Below are 20,588 nucleotides of genomic sequence, written 5' to 3'. Positions count from 1 at the left end.
GAGACATGCACGTCTATAAAATGCCCGCATGACAGTACAAGCAGCAAGCGGCGGGTCTTCACGCGCCCACCGGGCTTTGGACCTTGCCAAAGAAACTTTCGAGATAGAGGCGGCCGCCATTTTGGGACTGAAAGAGCGCCTGGGAGATAGTTTTGCACAGGCCGTGGAACGGATGCTGAGTATTGAGGGCCGTGTCGTGGTGATGGGCATGGGCAAAAGTGGGCACGTGGGCCGAAAGATTGCCGCCACGCTGGCGTCTACGGGTACTCCTGCATTGTTCGTGCATCCCGCGGAAGCGAGTCATGGTGATCTGGGCATGGTCACCTCGGATGATTTGGTGTTGATGATCTCCAACAGCGGAGAGTCGCAAGAAATGGCTGCCATCCTGCCTGTGCTCAAGCGACTGGGCGCGCCACTGGTAGCGATGACCAGCAAAGCGCAATCGACCATGGCCCGCTACGCCGATCTCTGGATTGATACGGGTGTGGCCAAGGAAGCATGTCCACTCAATTTGGCACCAACGGCCAGCACCACGGCCCAACTGGCCATGGGGGACGCACTGGCCGTGGCCATGTTGGATGCGCGCGGCTTTCGGGCAGAGGACTTCGCCCGGTCCCACCCTGGTGGCGCGTTAGGCCGCAAATTGTTGACACATGTGAGTGATGTAATGCGTTCGGGAGAGGCGGTACCGCAAGTCCAGCCTACAGCGACATTCAGTGAGCTGATGCGTGAAATGAGTGCCAAAGGTCTGGGTGCCACCGCCGTGGTGGGATCAGACGGAAAAGTATTGGGCATTTTTACAGACGGTGACTTGCGCCGCCTTGTTGAGCAGGGCGTGGATCTGCGCGGCAAATTGGCCCAAGACGTGATGCGTCCCAACCCGCACACCATTGGGGAGGAGGCCCTCGCGGTGGATGCTGCAGATCTTATGGAGGCTAAGCGCATTACGAGTGTGCTGGTGGTGAATGCCCATGGCGCTTTGTGTGGTGCACTCAACAGCAACGATTTGATGCGCGCGAAAGTCATCTGATGGCTTTGACTCCACATATCCAGTTCGCTCCAGACCTGCTGTTGAGCGCCCAGGGAATTCGGGTTGTATTCTTGGACGTTGATGGTGTCTTGACCGATGGAGGGCTGTATTTTTCGGAGGCAGGTGAAACCCTCAAGCGCTTCAATACCCTGGATGGACATGGCTTGAAGTTGCTGCAAAGGGCTGGTATCACCCCCGTCATCATCACCGGACGTGATTCGCAGGCACTGCGAGTTCGATTGCTGGCACTGGGCGTTGAGCACGCGCATTTCGGCACCGAGGACAAACGTCCTGCCGCAGAGCAAAGTCTCAAGACACTGGGCCTGGAATGGTCGCAAGCGGCAGCGATGGGAGACGATTGGCCCGACTTGCCGGTGATGCGTCGCGCCGGGCTAGCCTGCGCGCCTGCCAATGCCCATGTGGAAGTGTTGGGCGCAGCCCAATTTGTAACCCGCTCCCAAGGCGGGCATGGTGCCGTACGCGAGTTGTGTGACTTGCTGCTGGTTGCCGGTGGCCGGTATGCCGACTTGCTTGGAGCGTATACCCAGTGAAAAACGTTGTATACGAAGCTTGGGAGCGCTTCCTGCTTTACCTGCCCCTAATGGTGATGGGTGTACTGGCGCTTGGAACTTACTGGCTGGTGCGCAGCACGCCGGCCCCAGAGGCCGTGCAGGCCGAGCGTGTGCGTGGTCACGAGCCAGACTATTTTATGCATGGGTTTTCCATCAAAACCTATGATGCAACGGGGCGTATGCGCTCCGAAGTAGAGGGTGAGGTTGCGCGCCATTACCCTGACACGCAATGGATTGAGATTGACCGCATCCGCATCCGCTCGTTTGATGCCCAAGGGCGCCTTACCACTGCCAGTGCCCAGCGGGGCCTGACCAATGACAGCGGATCCGAAGTTCAACTCATGGGGAAGGCAGTGGTGGTTCGCGAAGCAGACAAATCAGTGGCTGGCAAGCCAGCGCCACGCATGGAATACCGGGGCGAGTTTCTGCATGCATTCATGGACACGGAGGTGGTGAAGTCCCACCAACCTGTGGAGCTCACCCGTGGCAACGATCGGTTCACCGCCGATGCGATGGAATTTGACAATGTAGACCAGGTCATGAAGCTGCGCGGCAGAGTACGCGGCACATTGGTGCCCGAGCCCCGCTAACCTTAAACGCTGTGCTGGAGTACTTGCGATGGCCGCCTTGATTTTCATTACTGGAGCTTCGAGTGGTATCGGTCAAGCCTTGGCCTGGCGCTACTACCGGGCGGGTTACTCATTGGCTTTGGTCGCACGACGTACCGAAGAGATCCAAGCGTGGGCCCAGAGCCAGTCGCTGGATACGACGCGGTATCGGGTGTACGGCGCTGATGTGTCAGATATCGATAGCATTGTGGCTGCAGGCCATGCCTGTGTTGCAGATTTGGGGGTTCCCGACGTGGTGATTGCCAATGCCGGCATCAGCGTGGGCATGGATACCGGTATCCGCAGTGATCTGGATGTCATGGTGCGAACCTTCAATACGAACAACGTGGGGCTGGCGGCAACCTTTCATCCATTTGTGCGCGCCATGGAGGAGAGGGGCAGCGGAGTGCTGGTTGGGATTGGCAGTGTGGCAGGCATTCGCGGGCTGCCCGGTCATGGTGCCTACTGCGCAAGCAAGGCCGCCGTGATTAACTATTGCGAGTCCTTGCGGGGTGAGTTGCGCAGCAGTGGTGTCAAAGTGGTCACGCTATGTCCAGGCTATATCGATACGCCCTTGACTCGCCAGAACCGTTACAGCATGCCGTTCCTCATGCAGCCTGAGACATTCGCCGACCGCGCGTTTGATGCCATCGCGAAGGGCGCAACTTACCGTGTGATTCCATGGCAGATGGGTTGGGTGGCCAAGGCTTTGCGTGCATTGCCCAATGGGGTGTTTGACAAAGTGCTGGCTGGGCGCCCCCGCAAACGCCGACAAGACGAGGCTTGAGCTAAATCTCTTCGCCATGCAAAAGGGACCCGAAGGTCCCTTTTTGCGAAGTACGTGTACTTGCTGAGTGCTGCTTAGTAGCTGCTACGGCCACCGCCGTAACCACCACCGCCGCCGCCACCGGAACGGCCACCGCCACCACCGTAGCCGCCGCCACCGGAGCGGTCACCGCCGCCGCCGTAGCCACCGCCACCGGAGCGGCCGCCGCCACCAAAGCCGCCGCCACCAGCACCGCCGCCGAAGCCGCCGGAACGGGGAGGACGGGGTTCCATGGGACGGGCTTCATTCACAACCAGACCGCGGCCACCGAACTGTTGACCGTTCATGGCGTTGATTGCGGTTTGTGCTTCAGCATCGCTGCCCATTTCCACAAAGCCGAAGCCTTTGGAGCGACCGGTGTCGCGTTCCATCATGACTTTGGCGCTGGAAACGGAACCGTGTGCGGCGAACGCTTGTTGCAGGTCTTCGTCACGGAAAGAATAAGGCAGGTTGCCTACGTAAAGTTTGTTGCCCATGGAGGGACTCCTCAAAATAACTCAAAACGCGATGGAGTCCTTAACCGCAATCAACAAACCAGTGAAGACTTAAAGCAGACGCGAAACTGACTAAACACCGCAAACTTGCACACCCGTACTCCGGGCAATGCGAGATCATTATGCGCTAGTTTTTGGAAAGCCACCTAATTTTTATTTTTTTCAGCGCCGTGTTCCGTATTTGGCTCGGTCTCGGTGTACCCGCGCCACTGTTGGAGGCTGTTGCGCATGGTGAGCAATTGGCGTTCAAAGCGTGGGCAGGCCGCACAGGCCAGCAAGTGCAGGCGCAGTGCGATACGGTCGCCCATGGCCAGGGCGCGGTCTTCCCGGGCGACCAGCAGGGCAGCAGCTTCTCGGCAGCTTCTTCGGAATGGCATCATGGTTAAACAGCCTTTGCAAACCAGTGCAACTCCAGACACTCGCGCAAACGCAGGCGGGCGCGGTGCAGTTGCACGTACAGGTTGGTCGGCGTGAGCTGCAGCTCCTTACATATTTCCTCGCTAGAGAGCTCCAGCCACTCGCGCATCAGAAAAAGGCGGCCCTGAACCGCTGGGAGTTTGTTGGTGCAGGCTTCTAGGATTTCGAAAAATTGGCGGCGGCTGGCATCTTGTTCTGGGTTTCCCCACTCCGATGGCATTTGGCTGAAATGGCCGTCGGGCTGGAATGCCATCAGGTCCAGCGGGTCTACCTGGTTGTCGGGGCTGGCATCCAGGGTGGTGGCTTCGCGGCGGTGGTGGCGCAGGGCGTCAATGATTTTGTGCTTGAGGATACCCACCAGCCAGGTTTTGAGTTGGGAGCGGCTGTCGAACGCCTGGGGTTTGGCGATGGCTGCCAGCACGGTCTCTGAGACGGCATCCTCGGCCCAGGCCTCATTGCGCAATTGCAGGCGTGCAAATTTGAGGAGGTAGTCACGGAGGTCGGCGACCTGCTGTTCAAAACTGGGCATAGTGGTCTGGGGGTGGTGTGGGCGCAGTGTACGGTTTTGCCGCGTTGGCGCATCTGCGCTGGCAAGGGAAAACCCTCGGACTGCAAAAACCGCCATGCCGTACTGTAAGAAACTGCTCGCCCGCGGGACTAAACCTCAACCAGCGTTCTGGCGCAATCCCGTGCCAAGCCCTGCTGGTTGTTTCCTTTTCCAATTTAGGAGTTTTCCCATGAACCAACGTGCCCTGATCGCCGCTACCGCCGCCAGCCTGATGACCTTGGCCCTGGCCTCTGCCCCTGTGGCAGCGCAAGAGAAAGAAAAGTGCTTTGGTATTGCCAAAGCGGGACAGAACGACTGCGCCAACCTCTCGGGCACCCACTCCTGTGCGGGCCAGTCCAAAGTGGACATGGACAAGGGCGAGTGGAAATACGTGGCCAAAGGCACATGCAAGGACATGAAGGGTCTGTCCATGGATGAAGCCAAGAAAATGAAAAGCTGATCGTTTGTTGCATGACCGCCACCCCCTATCTGTCATCCCGGCCCGCGCCCTGCGCTGGGGTGGGCATCGGGTGGCGGCACTCCCATTACGCGGAACTGCTGGAGCGGCAGCCTGCGCTGGATTTTCTGGAAGTCCACTCGGAGAATTTTTTTGGCGCCGGTGGGGCCGCGCTGGCGGTGCTGATGCAAGCCCGGGCGCAGTACCCCATCAGCCTGCATGGAGTGGGCTTGTCCCTGGGCTCGGCGGTGGGCTTGGACCCCTGGCATCTGGACCAGCTGGCGCGCCTGGTGGCCCGCGTGGACCCGGTGCGGGTCAGTGACCACGCCTGCTTTGCGCGTGGCACGCTGGGTGCGCAGACCGTGCATGGTGCGGACCTCTTGCCCATCCCTTTTTCGGACGAGGCCCTGGATGTGTTGTGCTGCCATGTGCAACAGGTGCAAGACCGGCTGCAGCGCCGCTTCCTGGTTGAAAACCTCTCGGCCTATGTGCGCTGGGACTCTGCGGTAGCGCAGGACTGGTCCGAGACCGATTTTTTGTCCACTTTGGCCCGGCGCACTGGCTGCGGTTTGTTGGTCGATGTGAACAACATTTATGTGAATGCGCGCAACGCCCAGCTGGCGGGCCAGGCGGGCGACCCCGTGCAGGCCTGCCGCGATTGGCTGGACGCCCTGGCGCCCGATGTGGTGGGCGAACTGCATGTGGCGGGCCACTGCCATGTGCAGGATGCGCATGGTGAGATCGTGATTGACGACCATGGCAGTCGGGTCAGCCCTGCGGTGTGGGCGCTGCACCAACATGCGCTGGCACGCTTTGGCCCAGTCCCTACGCTGGTGGAGTGGGACACCGATGTGCCGGCGCTGGACGTGCTGCTGGAGGAGGCGGCTACCGCGCGCCAAGCGGCACAGGCTGTGCAAGGCACTGCAGAGGCCGTGGCATGAGCACCCTGGCACAGCAACAGCAGCAGCTGTTGGCGGGCCTGTTCTCCCTGGATGCTGAAAATGCTATAAAAAACATAGCTATTTGCGCAGATTCCATGGGCGCTAGAGGCCTAAAAGCCTATCAATCCAATGGTCGCGCCTTGGCCGAGCGTGCATTGTTGGCGGCCTACCCGGTGCTGGCGCAGATGCTGGGTGCAGAAAGTTTTGCCGCCCTGGCGCGGGCGCTGTGGCATGCCAGCCCTCCGCAGCGTGGCGACATGGCGCAGTGGGGTGACACTTTGGCCGACTTTGTGGCTGCCAGCCCCCAGCTGGCGGACGATCCTTACCTGGCCGATGTGGCCCGGGTGGAGTGGGCGCTGCACACCTGCGCCAGTGCAGGCGATGCCGAGCTGCAGCCCGCCACCCTGGCCCTGCTGGGCAGCCACGACCTGGACGTGCTGCGGCTGCAGCTGGCCCCTGGCACGGCCCTGCTGTGCAGCCGCTGGCCCGTGGCCAGCTTGGTGCGCGCGCATGGGGACGGGGGCGTGGCGCTGGCCCAAGCCGCCACCTTGCTGCGTGCAGGCCAGGCCGAAGATGCGTTGGTCTGGCGCCAGGGCTACCGCCCGCGCCTGCGGAACGCCCAGCCGGGCGAGGTCCTGTTGGTGTCTGCCCTGATGCAGGGCAGTTCCTTGGGTGGGGCACTGGACGCCGCCCCGCAACTCGACATCCAGGCCTGGCTCACCGACGCTGTGCAAAGTGGGCTGCTACTGGCTGTCCACCCCCTCTGATTCTTCCACTCCCGCCACTGCGATGACGCCCACCGCCATGCCCTCTTTGCAAATTTCTGAAGCTTCCTGGACCACCCGCTTGTTGACACTCTGGGACCACGTCGAGCGTGGCCTCAACGCCTTGCAGCCCTTGGCTGCGCTGCTGGCCCGCCTGTACGTGGCGCAAGTCTTTTTTCTCTCAGGCCTGACCAAGCTGCGCGACTGGGATATCACGCTGGCCCTGTTTGCCGACGAATACCACGTGCCCCTGCTCTCGCCCGCCGTGGCTGCGGCGCTGGGCACCGCAGGGTGAGTTGGTCTTGCCGGTACTGCTGGTGTTGGGCTTGGCTGGGCGGCTGGCGGCGCTGGGCCTCAGCGTGGTGAATGGCGTAGCGGTGCTGGCGCTGGCCGAGATTGCACCGGCGGCGCTGCAGCAGCACGCCACGTGGGGCGTGTTGTTGGCCGCCTTGGCGTTGTATGGCTGCGGCCCCTGGTCGCTGGGGCCGGTGCTGCGGCGTTGGGTGACTCGCGCAGCGTAAGCTCGCACCATGCCCACCGACCACGCCCCCTTGCCGCTGCCTGTGCCCGCCGCGCGCCGGGGGCTGTGGCCCAAGCGCATTGCGTGGCGGCTTGCCTTGGGGCTGGGGGTGCTGGTGGGCCTGGTGCTGGTAGCGCTGGCGCAATCGGGCTGGCAGCTGCGCTTGATGGCCGACCTCACCCAGCGATTTGCCACCGGCGACATGCAGCGCCTGCTGCGGGTGCAGGCCCTGACCTTGCAGACCGAAGGCGTGGGCAGCGCCCTGGTGCGCCTGGTGCACGCCCCGCGCGAAGACCGCGTCAAAGAGTACGCCGATGTGGATGCGCGCAACCGCATGCTGGACGGCATCATCGAATCATTGTCCGAAGGTTTGCGCGATGCCGAACAGGAGGCCACCTTGCGCCGCCTGGTGCAGTCCCGCGCCAAGTATGCCGAGGCGTTTATTGCCACGGTGGACGAGATTGAAGCCGACAACCTGCCCGCCGCCGCGCGGGCCCTCAACGACCAGGTAAACCCGGCCTTGAACGCGATGCTGCGTGAGTCGGGCGCGGCTGTTGCAGCGTGAGCGCCAGCGGGTCGAAGAGCAACTGGCGGCGGCCCAAGCGCTGTTTGAGCGCGTGGCCCTGTGGGTGGGGGCGGCATCCCTGTTGGGGGTTGCGCTGGCCGCGCTGGTGGCCTGGCGCACCACCCGCAGTGTGGTGGCGCCCCTGGCCCGGCTGGAGACCGCCGCCTTGCAGATTGCCCAGGGCGACTACCGCCACCGCATGCCCGATACCGGCACCCAAGAGGTGGACCGCGTGGGCCAGGCGCTCAACACCATGGCCGATGCCGTCGCGCAGCGCGAGCAGCAAATCGTGCGGCTGGCCTACCAAGACAGCTTGACCGGCCTGCCCAACCGCACGGCGTTGCTGCACCCCCAGCACCCGGTGCCCGAGGGCTACAACGCGCTGCTGCTGATCGATTTGGCCCGGCTCAAAGCCATCAACGAAACCCTGGGGTTTGCCACGGGCGACACGCTGATCAAGGAGCTGGCGGTGCGCAGCCAGGCGGTGCTGCAGGCCGCCATGGCCCAGGGCTGGGTGGGGCCGCATGGGGTGGTGGCTCGCCTGGCAGGAGGCAGTTTTGCCATGGCCGTGCGGGCCGCCGGCCGCCGTGAGGTGGAGCAGCTGCGCCTGGCACTCAGTGCGGCCATGGCGCCTTCGGTGGCCTGCAGCGGCCACAGTGTGGATGTGGCGATTTGTTGTGGCCTGGCCGGTGCCGAAACGCAGGACACCGTGGCCGCCAATGTACTGCTGCGCAATGCCGAGGTGGCACTGCACAGTGCCAAACGCGCCGCACTGGACCACACCTGGTACAGCGCCGCCCAAGAGGCGGCCCGCCTGGACCACCTGAGCCTGGTGTCCGACCTTCGCGCTGCGGTGGCCCAGTCCCAGTTGCAAATGTGGTTGCAGCCCAAATTTGCGCTGGCCAGTGGCCGGGCGGTGGGGGCCGAGGCCTTGGTGCGCTGGGTGCACCCGCAGCGCGGCTTTGTGTCACCGGCCGAATTTGTGCCGTTTGCCGAGCAGACCGGTTACATCACCATGGTGACGGACTGGATGCTGCGCGAGGCTTTGGCCACCTTGCAGGTGTGGGAGCGTACCCACCCGGCCCTGGGCATCGCGGTCAACGTGAGCACGCGTGACCTGCAGGACGCCGGGTTTGCCCAGCGGGTGGGCGACATGGTGGCTGCCAGCGGCGTCGACCCCGCGCGCCTGCGACTGGAGATCACCGAAAGCGGCCTGATGGAAGACGCGCAAAGGAGCGTGGAGCTGCTGCATGCCCTGCGCGCCGAGGGGCTGCCCCTGTCCATTGACGACTTTGGCACGGGATATTCCTCCTTGGCCTACCTGCAAAAGCTGCCGGTCAGCGAGCTCAAGATCGACCGCAGTTTTGTGGACGGCATTGACCGCGCACCGGGGACGCAGAAGCTGGTGCGCGCCATGACGGAGATGGGCCATGGCATGGACTTGCTGGTGACCGCCGAAGGCGTGGAGACCGAGGCCGAACGCAGCACCTTGGTTCGTTTGGGCTGCGATGTGATGCAGGGCTATCTTCGCAGCCGCCCCTTGCATGGGGCGGCGTTGCAAGCCTGGTTAGACCGTGAGTTAGGTGTCAAATAGGGCCCTAGACCTTGCCAATATTGCGCAAGCAGCTATACTTTTTATAGTGACTACCAGTTGGCCTCACGCTCTGGTGACGCGCTGATTTTGTGGATGGAGAGGTCAGCGCCGTCGAATTCTTCTTCTTGGCTCATGCGCAGCCCCATGGTCGCCTTGAGCACGCCGTAGACCACAAACCCGCTGGCGGTGGCCCAGGCCACGCCCATCAGCGTGCCCAGTACCTGCGCGCCCAAGCTCACGCCTCCCAGCCCGCCCAGGGCCTGGCTGCCAAAGATGCCGGCCGCAATGCCGCCCCAGGTGCCGCACAGGCCGTGCAGCGGCCACACGCCCAGCACGTCATCAATCTTCCATTTGTTTTGGGTGAGCGTGAACATCACCACAAAGATGGCGCCGGCCACGCCGCCCACCACCAGCGCGCCCAGCGGGTGCATCAGGTCCGAGCCCGCGCACACCGCCACCAGACCGGCCAGCGGGCCGTTGTGCACAAAGCCGGGGTCGTTTTTGCCCACCGCCAGCGCAGCCAGCGTGCCGCCCACCATGGCCATCAGCGAGTTCACCGCCACCAAGCCGCTGATCTTGTCCAGCGTCTGCGCACTCATCACGTTGAAGCCAAACCAGCCCACCGTCAGAATCCAGGCGCCCAACGCCAGAAAGGGAATGCTGCTTGGAGGGTGTGCCGAGATGGCGCCGTCCTTGCGGTAGCGGTTGCTGCGTGCGCCCAGCAGCAGCACCGCGCCCAGCGCAATCCAGCCGCCCACGGCGTGCACCACCACACTGCCCGCAAAGTCATGGAATTCGGCCCCGGTCAGGCCCTTGATCCAGGCCTGCACGCCCAAGTGCTGGTTCCACACAATGCCCTCAAAGAAGGGATACACAAAACCCACGATGACCGCCGTGGCAATCAGCTGGGGCCAGAATTTCGCGCGCTCGGCAATGCCGCCCGAGATGATGGCGGGGATGGCGGCGGCAAAGGTCAGCAGGAAGAAAAACTTCACCAAGTCGTAGCCGTTTTTGGCGGCCAGCTGTTCGGCGCCCACAAAAAACGTGGTGCCATAGGCCACGGCGTATCCGACCGCAAAGTAGACGACGGTGGACACCGAGAAGTCCACCAGGATCTTCACCAGCGCATTGACCTGGTTTTTGCGGCGTACCGTGCCCAGTTCCAGAAAGGCAAAACCGGCGTGCATGGCCAAGACCATGATGGCGCCGAGCAGGATGAACAAGGCATCCGCGCCCTGTTTGAGTGCTTCCATACGTTCCTCTTGAGTTGAATTGCTGCGTATTGGTGCAAATCCACGTGGAATTTGCAAAATGCACCAAAACCAAGCAAAAAGTGCGCCAGATTGGGGCTGGTTGGCGCTGGTGACGGCGGCTACAATGCAGGCTGTCATTGGGGAGTAGCCGCCCTTCTTCATTGAGAGGGGCTTGCGTCAACAGACTTGTGGTGTCGGCAACGGCACACATGGCGCAAGCAGAGCCCGTCACGCGGGTTTTGGCGAGACCTTTGACTGCACGCCTCTGATTTCGGCCGGGGGTGTCGTGCAGTCATTGGTAGGTCCCCGGCCATGGATCTCGTCATGGAAGCTTTTCTCCTCTCCACCGGTATCGTTGCGCTCGCAGAAATGGGCGACAAAACGCAGCTGCTCGCCCTCATCTTGGCCGCGCGCTTTCGCAAACCCTGGCCTATCGTCTGGGGCATCCTGGTGGCTACGCTGGCCAACCACGCCATGGCCGGCGCCTTGGGGGCTTGGGTCACCACCGTCATCGGCCCCACCACCTTGCGCTGGATTCTGGGTGCCTCCTTCATTGCCATGGCGGTGTGGATGCTGATCCCCGACAAACTCGACGACGACGACGCCGATGCGCAGCCGCGCTGGGGCGTATTCGGCACCACCGTCGTCGCCTTCTTTCTGGCCGAAATGGGCGACAAAACGCAGATCGCCACCGTCATGCTGGCCGCCAAATACAACGCCTACTTCTGGGTGGTGGCCGGTACCACACTGGGCATGATGCTGGCCAATGCGCCGGTGGTCTGGCTGGGTGAGCGCATGACGCGGCTCGTGCCGCTGCGAGTCGTGCACATCGTGTCGGCGTTGATCTTTGCAGGGTTGGGTATCGCCGCCATTGTCTGGGGCTGATACGCCGAGAAGCGGGCGCAATCTCAGGCAAGATTGCGCCCCATGAATAAAGACCAGTTCAAAAAACTAGAAGCCGACCTCTGGCGTGCCGCAGACAGCCTGCGCGCCAATTCCGACCTCAAGGCCAGCGAATACTCCACCCCGGTTCTGGGCCTGATCTTCCTGAAGTTTGCCGACAACAAATACCGCCAGCATGAGGCGGCCATATTGGCCGAATACCAAAAGCTCAAAGGCAGTCGCATCGAGAAAAAGCTCTCTGACATTGCCATCGAGCGCTGCGGCTTCTACCTGCCCGACCACGCCCGCTACAACCACCTGCTGGCCCTGCCGGAAAAAGAAGACATTGCCAACGCCCTCAAAAAAGCCATGCAGGCTATTGAGGAGTACAAGCCCGAGCTAGAAAAGGTGCTGCCGCAAGACGAATACTTTCGCCTCTCGCGTAGCGACCGAAACAAAGGCCTGGCCCAGCGCCTGCTCAAAATCTTTGCCGACATACCGGCCGACGCCGGTGGCGACCTGTTCGGCAAGATTTATGAATACTTTTTGTCCAACTTCGCCTTGAGCGAAGGCCAAGGCGGCGGCGAGTTTTTTACGCCGCGCTCGGTCGTCAAGCTCATGGTCGAAATCATCGAGCCTCATGGCGGCAAGGTGTATGACCCGGCTTGTGGCTCCGGCGGCATGTTTGTGCAAAGCGCCGAGTTCATTGCCGCCCACCGTGCCGACGCCGCCGCAATGGGTAAAGGCGCCAGCGCCTCGGGCAAAGCCGAAGACAGCATCTACGTCTATGGCCAAGAAAAAACGCTAGAGACCGTCAAGCTCGCCAAAATGAACCTGGCCGTCAACGGCCTGCGCGGCACCGTCATCCAGGCCAACACCTACACCGAAGACCCCCACGGCAGCCTGGGCCAGTTTGACTACGTCATGGCCAACCCGCCCTTTAACGTGGACGACGTGTCGGTCGCTGCGGTCGAGGGCGACCCGCGCTTCAACACCTACGGCATTCCGCGCAACAAAACCAAGCTCAAAAAGGCGGACGAGGGCAAAAGACCGTACCCAACGCCAACTACCTGTGGATCAACCTGTTTGCCACCTCGCTCAAGCCCCAGGGCCGCGCCGCCCTGGTCATGGCCAACAGCGCCAGCGATGCCCGGCACTCTGAGGCCGACATCCGCAAAGCGCTCATCGAGGCCAACCTCATCTACGGCATGCTCACCATGCCCAGCAACATGTTCTACACCGTGACGCTGCCCGCCACGCTGTGGTTCTTTGACAAAGGCAGGCGGACGAGCGCATCTTGTTTATCGACGCGCGCAACATCTTCACCCAGCTAGACCGCGCCCACCGCGAATTCAGCGACGAGCAGGTGGCCAACATCGCCATCATCAGCCAGCTGCACAAAGGCCAGCGCGCCACTTCTGGCCCTGGTAGACCACTACTTTGCCCAAGGTGTACCAGCCTGAGCGCCCACCAAACCATGTGGACGCCCTTGCGCCCAGCTCTTTAAGCGCTGAAGACGTAGCAGCCCGCCAAACCGACGGACCTCAAGAACAGGAAAAGCCTGGCCAAGCTGGAAGACCGCTACGCCACCTATCTGGACAGCACCGCAGCCGTCCGGGCGGAGCCGCGGAAGCCAAACGCCAACGCCCACAACACCGCCCACACAAGCTCCACGCCCCTTCCGCCCCCTTCTTACCCCCTCACCCCCCGCGCTACACCTTGCCCACTGACACACCACCCACCCGGCACCCACACCGACCCACCACCAAGCCCTCCCGCCTACGCCCTCCCCGAAACCGCTGCGGCCACATCGCTTGCTCAAGCGCGCTTCCCCCCACTACCGCCTTCACCCCACCCCAAAGAGGGGAAGAGCAAGACTGGTCCCTCAACCCCGGCCCTACTGGGCGTGGTGATCGAGGAAGACGGCAAGACCGAAGAGTCATCAGCGGCCTCTGAAACGCCAGCACCACCCGGGCGCGGGGTGGGGAGATTGCCGGGGCTTGCTGCGGGGGCGACGCTCTCTTCACTGAATATGCGAACTTACAACACGCCAACCGCACCACCTTCATGATCCTCACCAACAAACCTACGTCCGCCCACTCACGGACGGACCACAACGTGCCTCCACACAACTACAAGCCCTATTTACTGTTCCCCTTTAGCTGCCAGCGCCCGGGGGCGCTGGGTAGTGGGCAACAACCAGACCTCCCCCTCTCTCACGGGCCCTAACTAAAAAACCCACCTTTCTACGCTCTTCCCTTTTTCAAACACATCCACCACTCTTGTAAACTCCCTCACTCTCCAGACTCAAATCCCCCTCCTTCAACCCACAAAAACGCCCCACCTCTCCCCTCACACCTACGCCAACAACCACCCGCCACCCTGCTGCGCTGCCAAACTCTACCCTGTCGCCGCCTGCGCTTCCCGCTAAACGCTGGGGCGGCCCGGGACAACGGCGTTTCAACTCTGCCCGTATACTTCCTCAACCATAACCCGGCCCTTACCCTTGACCGTCCACCCTTAAGGCTACACACGTTCACCGCCTTCTACACCCGCCTCAGCTAAGGGTGTTGTACGTCTGCCAAGCGGGCCCTACACTCGCTATTAAAGACTAACACCCTCCTACTTCTACACTTAAATGACTTAACTCAATGCTCCGCCCTTAACCCAATCACTTAACGAATTCCATCGCGGTGCCGCTTCCTTCGCCTTCGCAGTGTCGCCCTCTTTCTAAGAGCGCTGCGGTTCTCAAATCCACCCGCGACTCCCTGCTCCCCCCCTATCTCCGGCAACTTCCGTGACGCGCTGACATCCGCTTTCCGCCGGGCATGGCGGACGCAGGCGCCTACCATGTTTTGATAGCTGCTTGCGCATATTCCATGAGCGCTAGGTGGCAATTTGGCATTAAATTTCTGCTGGCCCAATCGGCTGGCGAGCTTGCTACACATTGCAAAAAGGTTCGCAATAAACTTGGCAAATTCTTGCAAAATATAAAAAACATTTATAAATCGATATACGCCTAACTTCAAAATAGGGGATGTATACCGAGCCCCACCATTTGAGCCGCTGCTGCCAGCCTGCGCGTCTGGAGCCGCTTTTGGCCCGGGCGCATACCTGTCTCGTGCTGCCACGTTGTTGGCGGGCACGCGTGTGCCGCCTGAGCTACGCAGCGCTGCGCAGCATAATTCGTCTACACCAACCGTATGAGGGCAGCACACCCGCCCCACGAGATGACCAGGCGCTGCGCAAACTTCTCCAAAACGCCAGTTGGCTGCCAAACAGCGCTTGGCCGTGGCGCACATTGAGGCGGAGGTGGCCCTTGAGCAGCGCTATGCGGGGGAGATACGGGTGGCGACGTGGCCCGTGCGCTTATTCCACAAGCGCTCCATACACGAGGAGTTGTTTGGCAGGTGCCCCAAGGATTTTTACCGACAGGGCGAACCCATTGTGCCGGGCAGTGCGTCTCGCGATGTGCGGGTGGGTGAGCACGTGCCGCCCGCTTTTGCTAGCGTGCCGGCGTTTTTGCGCGCTGGGCCAGCTTCTACGGGGTGTGCGCCGGGGTGAGGCTGCGCTGGTGGCTCTGGCCTTGCGCACCAGCGGCTGGGTTGGGTTCACCCGTTTGTCGATGGCAATGGGCGCGTCATGCGTCTGCATACCCATACGTTTTGAGCGCCTTGGGTTACACCCGCTGTGGCGCCCTTCGGGTTGCCCTAGCACGGACGCTATTACGCCTGCTGCCGATGCCGAAGCTCGCCGGGGGACTGATGGGCGAGGCAACCTAGCCACAGCCCTGACGCTGGGGGCTATTGCTGCGGGGCCGGACAGGGAGTTCATGGCCAGCATGCTACTTTCAAACACTTGCCTCGCCTCTTTGTGTTTGGCTACGGGCTGGGCGGAGTCGCTCGCGCCCCCACCTATTTTTATGCGAAAGCACGCGGGACTTTAAGGCCATGCTGGCACGACGCGCGCCACACCTGGGCGCTGAACCGTTGCTCGTCACCCCCAGCAGCGCTTGGCTTCCGCACAGCTTTCTTTCTTGTTTCCACGCTTTGGCCGGAGGCGGCGAGCGGAGCGGCAGCGGCACTTTATGATCTAACGCCATGCCCAACTTCATCACCGAAACCAACACACCTTCCGCAGCATTGTGGCTTTTGTGCTGGGTGCCCGTTACCCTGCTGACCTGAACGACGGCTCGGGCCGCTCGACAAGCGCGATGTACTACTACCCCAGCGGCTGCGTGAGGCGGCACTGCGCTTAACCCCGATGTGCCAGTGGCCACGGTGGACGCTGCATTGGCCCAGCTGCGACCGGCGCCAGGCCATAGCCTGGTGGCGGCCAACCCAGGGGATGGTTTGCTGCGTGATGGCATACCTGTGGAATATGACGATGCCCAAGGCCAAAAGCAGCGCGTGCGTCTGCGGCTGATCGACTTTGGGCCGGATGGTGCCCAACAAACAAGTTCTTGGCGGTATCGCAGTTGTGGACAAGTGCACCAGCTCCACTCCTTGGCGGACTACCGCAGCCCGATTGCTCTTATAACGGCATCCGCTGTGTTTGTGGAGTTGAAAAATTCCAACGTGAAGCTAAAACGGCCTACACCGACAACCTGACCAACTACAAACACGACATTCCGCACTTTCATTCCAATGCGCTGTGCGTGCTCCAACGCGGGGAACCCGCGGGCAGCTGACCGGGCAGGGGAACACTTCTTTGGCTGGCTCGGGGAGACGAAAAAGAGAGGAGACCGCGCAGCTTCCGAAGCGCACCAGCCTGCGGCTGGGGAAGGCTTTTCAGCGCAGCCGCTTGCTGCTACGTGAGACTTTGTGCTCTTCCACCCAACGAACAAGACTTCGCAAACCACCAGTTCATTTGTGACCATCCTGCGCAGTTTAGCGACGCCACCCCGCCACGCGGCAACTGGGGTGTTTTGGCACACGCAGGGCTCGGGCAAAGCTTTCGATGGTGTTTTATGTGCGCAGATTTTCCGCAAGCTCACGGGTAACTCCCTTTTGGTGGTGACGGACCGGGACGACTGGATGGTCGATTTACCGTAACTTCTTATACGGGCACGGTCAAAGCCAGATGCGGCACAGCCCACCAACACAAATTCGCAGTTTTTGGGCCAAAACAAGCGGCTGGGTTCACGCTATTCAAGTTTCGCTATGCCAAGGGGCCAAGTACCCGGTGCTGTCGCCGCGCGATGACATTGTGGTGATCGTGGACGAAGCGCACCGCACGCAATACAAGAGCCTGGCTGAAAACATGCGGGCCGGGCTGCCCAACGCGAGCTACCTGGCCTTTACTGGCACGCCGCTTTTGGGGCGCGACCGCAAACCAACGAGTGGTTTGGCGACTATGTGTCGGAATACACCTTTCAACAGTCCATGAAGACGGCGCCACCGTGCCGCTGTTCTACCAAAAGCGCGTGCCCGAAATGCTGGTGCAAAACGAGGACTTGAGCGAAGAGTTTTGCCAGATTGTGGAAGAGGAAAACCTGGACGACGCGCAGCAAGAGAAGCTGGAAAAGCGCTTTGCCACCGAGATGCAGGTCATCACCCGCGATGACCGGCTGGAGACGATTGCCAGGGACATTGTTTTCCACTTTCCCCGCCGGGGCTACCTGGGCAAGGCCATGGTGGTGGCGGTAGACAAGTTCACCGCCGTCAAGATGTATGACAAGGTGCAGCACCACTGGAAGGCGGAAATCAAAGCACTGCTGGGCCGCATTGCCCAAACCGCCAACGAGGTGGAAAAGCAGCGCCTCAAAAAGACGGTGGAATGGATGCGCCGCGTGGAGATGGCGGTGGTGGTGAGCGAGGAAGCGGGCGAGGAAGAAAAGTTTGCTAACCGCAAGCTCAACATCAAGCCCCACCGGGACCGCATGGCCCGCTTGGACGCGCAGGGCCACGATATTGAATACAACTTCAAAGACGAAGGCGACCCGCTGCAGCTGGTGTTTGTGTGCGCCATGTGGCTGACTGGTTTTGATGCGCCCACGGTTTCCACGCTGTACCTCGACAAGCCGATGAAAGACCACACCCTGATGCAAACCATTGCACGGGCCAACCGGGTGTCGCCCTATGCCATTGGCGGGGTGGAGAAGAAGAATGGCGAAATCGTTGATTACTACAACGTGTTTCGCAACATGAAGAAGGCGCTGAAAGACTACGCGCAAGGCGAAGAGGGGCTGGACGAGCCGCCGGTAAGAGACAAAGATGCGCTGTTCACCTTGCTGGACGACGCAGTAGAGCAAGCGCTTGCCTATTGCACGGCCATTGGTATTGGGCTGCGTGACGTGTTGGCTACAGAGGACGTCTTTTCCAAGGTGGGCATGTTCAATGGGTTTGCGGACGTGCTGTTGCGCAACGATGAGTCACGCCGCAGCTTTTATGTCTTTGAGAACACGGTGTCGGCCTTGTACGAGGCTTGCAAGCCCGAGGTGCTGGGCCGCAACAAGGCGCGCGTGGTTGCCGCGCTGGCCTATTTGCGTGGCGTGACGGAAGCGCTGGTGGAGCAGCAAGACATCGACAAGGTGGCGCAGCGCGTAGCGGACTTGCTGGATGAAAGCGTGGTGGTCAACAACGCGGAGGGCTTCAAGGCCAAGGAGTTTGAGGCGCAGTACCAAATCATCAAACGTGGGCGAACCTGGGACCTGAGTCGCATTGACTTTGAAAAATTGCGTGAAGACTTTGGGGCAGCGGTCTACAAGAACATTGAGATTGCGGATTTGCGTGGCTTCATTGCGCACAAGCTGGAGCTGATGCTGGCCCAAAACAGTACCCGCAGCCCGTTTGCGCAGCGGTTTCAGGCCATCATCGACAAGTACAACGCGGGCGGCTCATCCACCGAGCAGTACTTTGAAGACTTGGTGCAATACAGCCAAGATTTGGCGTCTGAGGCAGAGCGGCATGTGCGCGAGGGGCTGACCGAGGATGAGCTGGAAATCTTCGACCTGTTGCGCAAAGATGCCATGACCCAAGTAGAGACGCAAAAGGTAAAGCTTGCTGCCAAGGCCCTATTGCATCGACTCCGAGAAGAGCAGCCAAAGGTGTTGGTGCAAGACTGGTACAAAACAGACCAAACGAGGCGCTTGGTACGTTCAGCGGTTGCCGATGTGTTGAACCGTGAACTGCCGGAAGAGGGCTATGACCGTGCCCAGTTTCAAACCACCTGCGATAACGTTTTTCACTTGGTGCTGGACTACGCGGCTCAGGGCAAAAAGTGGGCCGTTTAGCCCCAAATTTCTTCGCATTGCTATACTCCGGCCTCACAGCGCCAATTTGCTCCAGCTTGCGGGCGCTTAATAAATACAGCTAAACACGGACCCGCCTTTTGGCATTGCAACCCGGCCCGCGTTTAGCGTTGCCGGGTTTTGTTTTTATGCTGATTGCCACGCCCCAGACCATGCGCTTTGATGCCCCTTTGCCCTTGCAAAGCGGGGCGTCGATCCACGGCTATTCCCTGAGTTACGAGACCTACGGCACGCTCAATGCCGACAAATCCAACGCGGTGCTGGTGTGCCACGCCCTGAACGCCTCGCACCATGTGGCGGGGGTATACGAAGGCCAGGAGAAGTCCGAAGGCTGGTGGGACAACATGATTGGCCCCGGCAAGTCGGTGGATACGGACAAGTTCTTTGTCATCGGCGTCAACAATTTGGGCTCTTGCTTTGGCTCCACCGGCCCCATGCACACCCACCCTGCCACGGGCAAGGTCTATGGTGCCGACTTTCCGGTGGTCACCGTGGAAGACTGGGTCAATGCGCAGGCGCGCCTGTTGGACGCGCTCGGTATCGAGACCTTGGCTGCGGTCTTGGGCGGCAGCTTGGGCGGCATGCAGGCCCTGAGCTGGACCCTGCAGTACCCCGAGCGCATGCGCCACGCTGTGGTGGTGGCGAGCGCGCCCAACCTGAATGCCGAAAACATTGCCTTCAACGAAGTCGCCCGTCGCGCCATCGTGACTGACCCTGACTTTCACGGGGGCCACTTCTACGAGCACGGCGTGATCCCCAAGCGCGGCCTGCGCATTGCCCGCATGATTGGCCACATCACCTACCTCAGTGATGACGTGATGAACGAAAAGTTTGGCCGTGAACTCAAGGACGCCGTGCTGGCCAGTGCCACCGGCTACAAGTACAGCACGCAGGAGGTGGAGTTCCAGATCGAGAGTTACCTGCGTTACCAGGGCGACAAGTTTGCCGAGTACTTCGATGCCAACACCTACCTGCTGATCACCCGTGCTCTGGACTACTTCGACCCGGCCAAAGCCTATGGCGGCGACTTGAGCCAGGCGCTGGCCCGCACGCGCGCAAAGTTCCTGCTGGTGAGCTTCACGACCGACTGGCGCTTCAGCCCCCAACGCAGCCGCGAGGTGGTGAAAGCTTTGTTGGACAACAAGCGTGAGGTCAGTTACGCCGAAATTGACGCACCCCACGGCCACGATGCCTTTTTGCTCGATGACGCCCGTTACATGAGCGTGATGCGCTCTTATTTCGATAGCATTTCTGAAGGTTTGAAGGTGACCGCATGACGGACATGAATACCCTGCACGCGATTGCCAGCCTCGTACCTCAAGGTTCGCGCGTGCTGGACCTTGGTTGCGGTGAGGGCGCCATGCTGGACTATCTGCAGCGCGAGCGCGGCTGCAGCGGCTACGGTGTGGAGTTGGACGATGCCAATGTGCTGGCTTGTGTAAAGCGTGGCGTGAATGTGCTGCAGCTCAACCTCGACCAGGGGCTTACCGTGTTTGAAGACGCCAGCTTTGATGTGGTCTTGCAGATCGACACGCTGCAGCACTTGCGCAATGCAGAAACCATGCTGCGCGAGACGGCCCGCGTAGGACGGGTGGGCATCGTAGCCTTTCCCAACTTTGCCCACTGGCCCAACCGCCTGAGCATCCTGCAGGGCCGTATGCCAGTGACCAAGCGCTTGCCTTACCAGTGGTACGACACGCCCAACATCCGCGTGGGCACCCATGCCGACCTGGCCGTATTGGCTCAGCGCAATGGGCTGCGTGTGCTCGACAGTTTTGGCCTGCAGGATGGGCGCGCAGTCCGTTTTGCCCCCAACTTGCGTGCCGGGACCTCGGTCTACAAACTGGCGCGTTAAGCCCGAGGCAC

General features: G+C 61.1%; 25 protein-coding genes, 1 pseudogene and 1 riboswitch. Of the genes and pseudogenes, 22 read left to right on the top strand and 4 right to left on the bottom strand.

The annotated features are described in order from the left end of the window. Positions 1–28 precede the first annotated feature (28 nt). From U5O12_RS15660 to U5O12_RS15645, 4 genes are read left to right on the top strand one after another with little or no spacing between them, the layout of a single operon-like run. Entirely contained in the window at positions 29–1,030 is a 1,002-nt protein-coding gene (locus tag U5O12_RS15660) for a KpsF/GutQ family sugar-phosphate isomerase (protein ID WP_322579537.1), read from the top strand. After that, positions 1,030–1,581: a KdsC family phosphatase gene (locus U5O12_RS15655; protein ID WP_322579536.1), complete on the top strand. Its 552-nt coding sequence runs from the start codon at positions 1,030–1,032 to the stop codon at positions 1,579–1,581. Before U5O12_RS15660 ends, U5O12_RS15655 begins: the two co-directional genes overlap by 1 nt. 50 nt (positions 1,582–1,631) lie before the next feature. Continuing rightward, complete coding sequence (gene lptC, locus U5O12_RS15650; RefSeq protein WP_416221510.1) at positions 1,632–2,192, top strand: LPS export ABC transporter periplasmic protein LptC; 561 nt, start codon at positions 1,632–1,634, stop codon at positions 2,190–2,192. A 28-nt stretch (positions 2,193–2,220) separates the two neighbouring features. Further along, positions 2,221–2,997, top strand: coding sequence for an SDR family oxidoreductase (locus U5O12_RS15645; protein ID WP_322579534.1), 777 nt, complete (start codon positions 2,221–2,223; stop codon positions 2,995–2,997). A gap of 74 nt (positions 2,998–3,071) precedes the next feature. Here U5O12_RS15645 and U5O12_RS15640 read toward each other — a convergent pair whose 3' ends face one another. From U5O12_RS15640 to U5O12_RS15630, 3 genes are all read right to left on the bottom strand, one after another. Continuing rightward, positions 3,072–3,512 carry an RNA-binding protein gene (locus U5O12_RS15640; RefSeq protein ID WP_322579533.1) on the bottom strand — a complete coding sequence of 147 codons (441 nt, stop codon included), beginning with the start codon at positions 3,510–3,512 and terminating at the stop codon, positions 3,072–3,074. Between the two features lie 164 nt (positions 3,513–3,676). After that, a complete protein-coding gene (locus U5O12_RS15635) occupies positions 3,677–3,910 on the bottom strand; it encodes a zf-HC2 domain-containing protein (RefSeq protein WP_322579532.1) in 234 nt (77 codons plus the stop codon). A gap of 2 nt (positions 3,911–3,912) precedes the next feature. After that, positions 3,913–4,476 carry a sigma-70 family RNA polymerase sigma factor gene (locus U5O12_RS15630; RefSeq protein ID WP_322579531.1) on the bottom strand — a complete coding sequence of 188 codons (564 nt, stop codon included), beginning with the start codon at positions 4,474–4,476 and terminating at the stop codon, positions 3,913–3,915. A 208-nt stretch (positions 4,477–4,684) separates the two neighbouring features. On the opposite strand from U5O12_RS15630, the gene U5O12_RS15625 reads away from it, so the two are divergent. Genes U5O12_RS15625 through U5O12_RS15595 form a run of 7 tightly spaced genes read left to right on the top strand, consistent with a single transcriptional unit; the run spans position 4,685 to position 9,335 of the window. Beyond that, positions 4,685–4,954, top strand: coding sequence for a DUF2282 domain-containing protein (locus U5O12_RS15625; protein WP_322579530.1), 270 nt, complete (start codon positions 4,685–4,687; stop codon positions 4,952–4,954). An 11-nt stretch (positions 4,955–4,965) separates the two neighbouring features. Further along, positions 4,966–5,892, top strand: a complete 927-nt coding sequence (locus U5O12_RS15620; protein ID WP_322579529.1) for a DUF692 domain-containing protein — start codon at positions 4,966–4,968, stop codon at positions 5,890–5,892. Continuing rightward, positions 5,889–6,659, top strand: coding sequence for a putative DNA-binding domain-containing protein (locus U5O12_RS15615; RefSeq protein ID WP_322579528.1), 771 nt, complete (start codon positions 5,889–5,891; stop codon positions 6,657–6,659). The genes U5O12_RS15620 and U5O12_RS15615 overlap by 4 nt, the downstream gene beginning before the upstream one ends. 37 nt (positions 6,660–6,696) lie before the next feature. Then, on the top strand, positions 6,697–6,951 hold the full coding sequence (locus tag U5O12_RS15610) for a DoxX family membrane protein (protein WP_322579527.1): 255 nt from the start codon (positions 6,697–6,699) through the stop codon (positions 6,949–6,951). Between the two features lie 7 nt (positions 6,952–6,958). Beyond that, positions 6,959–7,177 carry a hypothetical protein gene (locus tag U5O12_RS15605; protein WP_322579526.1) on the top strand — a complete coding sequence of 73 codons (219 nt, stop codon included), beginning with the start codon at positions 6,959–6,961 and terminating at the stop codon, positions 7,175–7,177. Between the two features lie 9 nt (positions 7,178–7,186). After that, complete coding sequence (locus U5O12_RS15600) at positions 7,187–7,741, top strand: hypothetical protein (RefSeq protein WP_322579525.1); 555 nt, start codon at positions 7,187–7,189, stop codon at positions 7,739–7,741. Beyond that, on the top strand, positions 7,713–9,335 hold the full coding sequence (locus tag U5O12_RS15595) for a putative bifunctional diguanylate cyclase/phosphodiesterase (RefSeq protein WP_322579524.1): 1,623 nt from the start codon (positions 7,713–7,715) through the stop codon (positions 9,333–9,335). Before U5O12_RS15600 ends, U5O12_RS15595 begins: the two co-directional genes overlap by 29 nt. Before the next feature lie 50 nt (positions 9,336–9,385). Here U5O12_RS15595 and U5O12_RS15590 read toward each other — a convergent pair whose 3' ends face one another. Next, positions 9,386–10,588: an ammonium transporter gene (locus U5O12_RS15590; protein WP_322579523.1), complete on the bottom strand. Its 1,203-nt coding sequence runs from the start codon at positions 10,586–10,588 to the stop codon at positions 9,386–9,388. A gap of 127 nt (positions 10,589–10,715) precedes the next feature. Beyond that, a riboswitch (yybP-ykoY riboswitch) is annotated at positions 10,716–10,908 on the top strand. Positions 10,909–10,912: 4 nt separating this feature from the next. Between U5O12_RS15590 and U5O12_RS15585 the strand changes: the two genes are divergently transcribed. The 11 genes and pseudogenes from U5O12_RS15585 (at position 10,913) to metW (ending at position 20,577) form a co-directional block, all read left to right on the top strand. Further along, positions 10,913–11,473 (top strand): TMEM165/GDT1 family protein, encoded by a 561-nt coding sequence (locus U5O12_RS15585; RefSeq protein ID WP_322579522.1) that lies wholly within the window; start codon positions 10,913–10,915, stop codon positions 11,471–11,473. Positions 11,474–11,515: 42 nt separating this feature from the next. Continuing rightward, a pseudogene (locus U5O12_RS15580) lies at positions 11,516–12,478 on the top strand (type I restriction-modification system subunit M); the annotation flags it as partial. Between the two features lie 62 nt (positions 12,479–12,540). After that, on the top strand, positions 12,541–12,804 hold the full coding sequence (locus U5O12_RS21245; RefSeq protein ID WP_416221509.1) for an N-6 DNA methylase: 264 nt from the start codon (positions 12,541–12,543) through the stop codon (positions 12,802–12,804). Then, positions 12,768–12,977 carry a hypothetical protein gene (locus tag U5O12_RS15575; RefSeq protein ID WP_322579520.1) on the top strand — a complete coding sequence of 70 codons (210 nt, stop codon included), beginning with the start codon at positions 12,768–12,770 and terminating at the stop codon, positions 12,975–12,977. The genes U5O12_RS21245 and U5O12_RS15575 overlap by 37 nt, the downstream gene beginning before the upstream one ends. Positions 12,978–15,070: 2,093 nt before the next feature. Then, entirely contained in the window at positions 15,071–15,139 is a 69-nt protein-coding gene (locus U5O12_RS21240; protein WP_416221508.1) for a Fic family protein, read from the top strand. Between the two features lie 596 nt (positions 15,140–15,735). Next, positions 15,736–16,080, top strand: coding sequence for a hypothetical protein (locus U5O12_RS15570; protein WP_322579519.1), 345 nt, complete (start codon positions 15,736–15,738; stop codon positions 16,078–16,080). Between the two features lie 261 nt (positions 16,081–16,341). Then, on the top strand, positions 16,342–16,524 hold the full coding sequence (locus U5O12_RS15565) for a hypothetical protein (protein WP_322579518.1): 183 nt from the start codon (positions 16,342–16,344) through the stop codon (positions 16,522–16,524). A 28-nt stretch (positions 16,525–16,552) separates the two neighbouring features. Further along, complete coding sequence (locus U5O12_RS15560; protein WP_322579517.1) at positions 16,553–16,858, top strand: DEAD/DEAH box helicase family protein; 306 nt, start codon at positions 16,553–16,555, stop codon at positions 16,856–16,858. A gap of 13 nt (positions 16,859–16,871) precedes the next feature. Beyond that, on the top strand, positions 16,872–18,704 hold the full coding sequence (locus tag U5O12_RS15555) for a type I restriction enzyme endonuclease domain-containing protein (protein ID WP_322579516.1): 1,833 nt from the start codon (positions 16,872–16,874) through the stop codon (positions 18,702–18,704). A 146-nt stretch (positions 18,705–18,850) separates the two neighbouring features. After that, positions 18,851–19,999, top strand: coding sequence for a homoserine O-succinyltransferase MetX (gene metX / locus U5O12_RS15550; RefSeq protein ID WP_322579676.1), 1,149 nt, complete (start codon positions 18,851–18,853; stop codon positions 19,997–19,999). Continuing rightward, positions 19,996–20,577, top strand: a complete 582-nt coding sequence (gene metW / locus U5O12_RS15545) for a methionine biosynthesis protein MetW (RefSeq protein WP_322579515.1) — start codon at positions 19,996–19,998, stop codon at positions 20,575–20,577. Before metX ends, metW begins: the two co-directional genes overlap by 4 nt. Positions 20,578–20,588 lie beyond the last annotated feature (11 nt).

The organism is Rhodoferax sp., from assembly GCF_034519335.1.
GTDB lineage: Bacteria > Pseudomonadota > Gammaproteobacteria > Burkholderiales > Burkholderiaceae_C > Allorhodoferax.
Note: the sequence above shows the minus strand (reverse complement) of the source record. Positions and strands in the feature narration are given on the sequence as shown.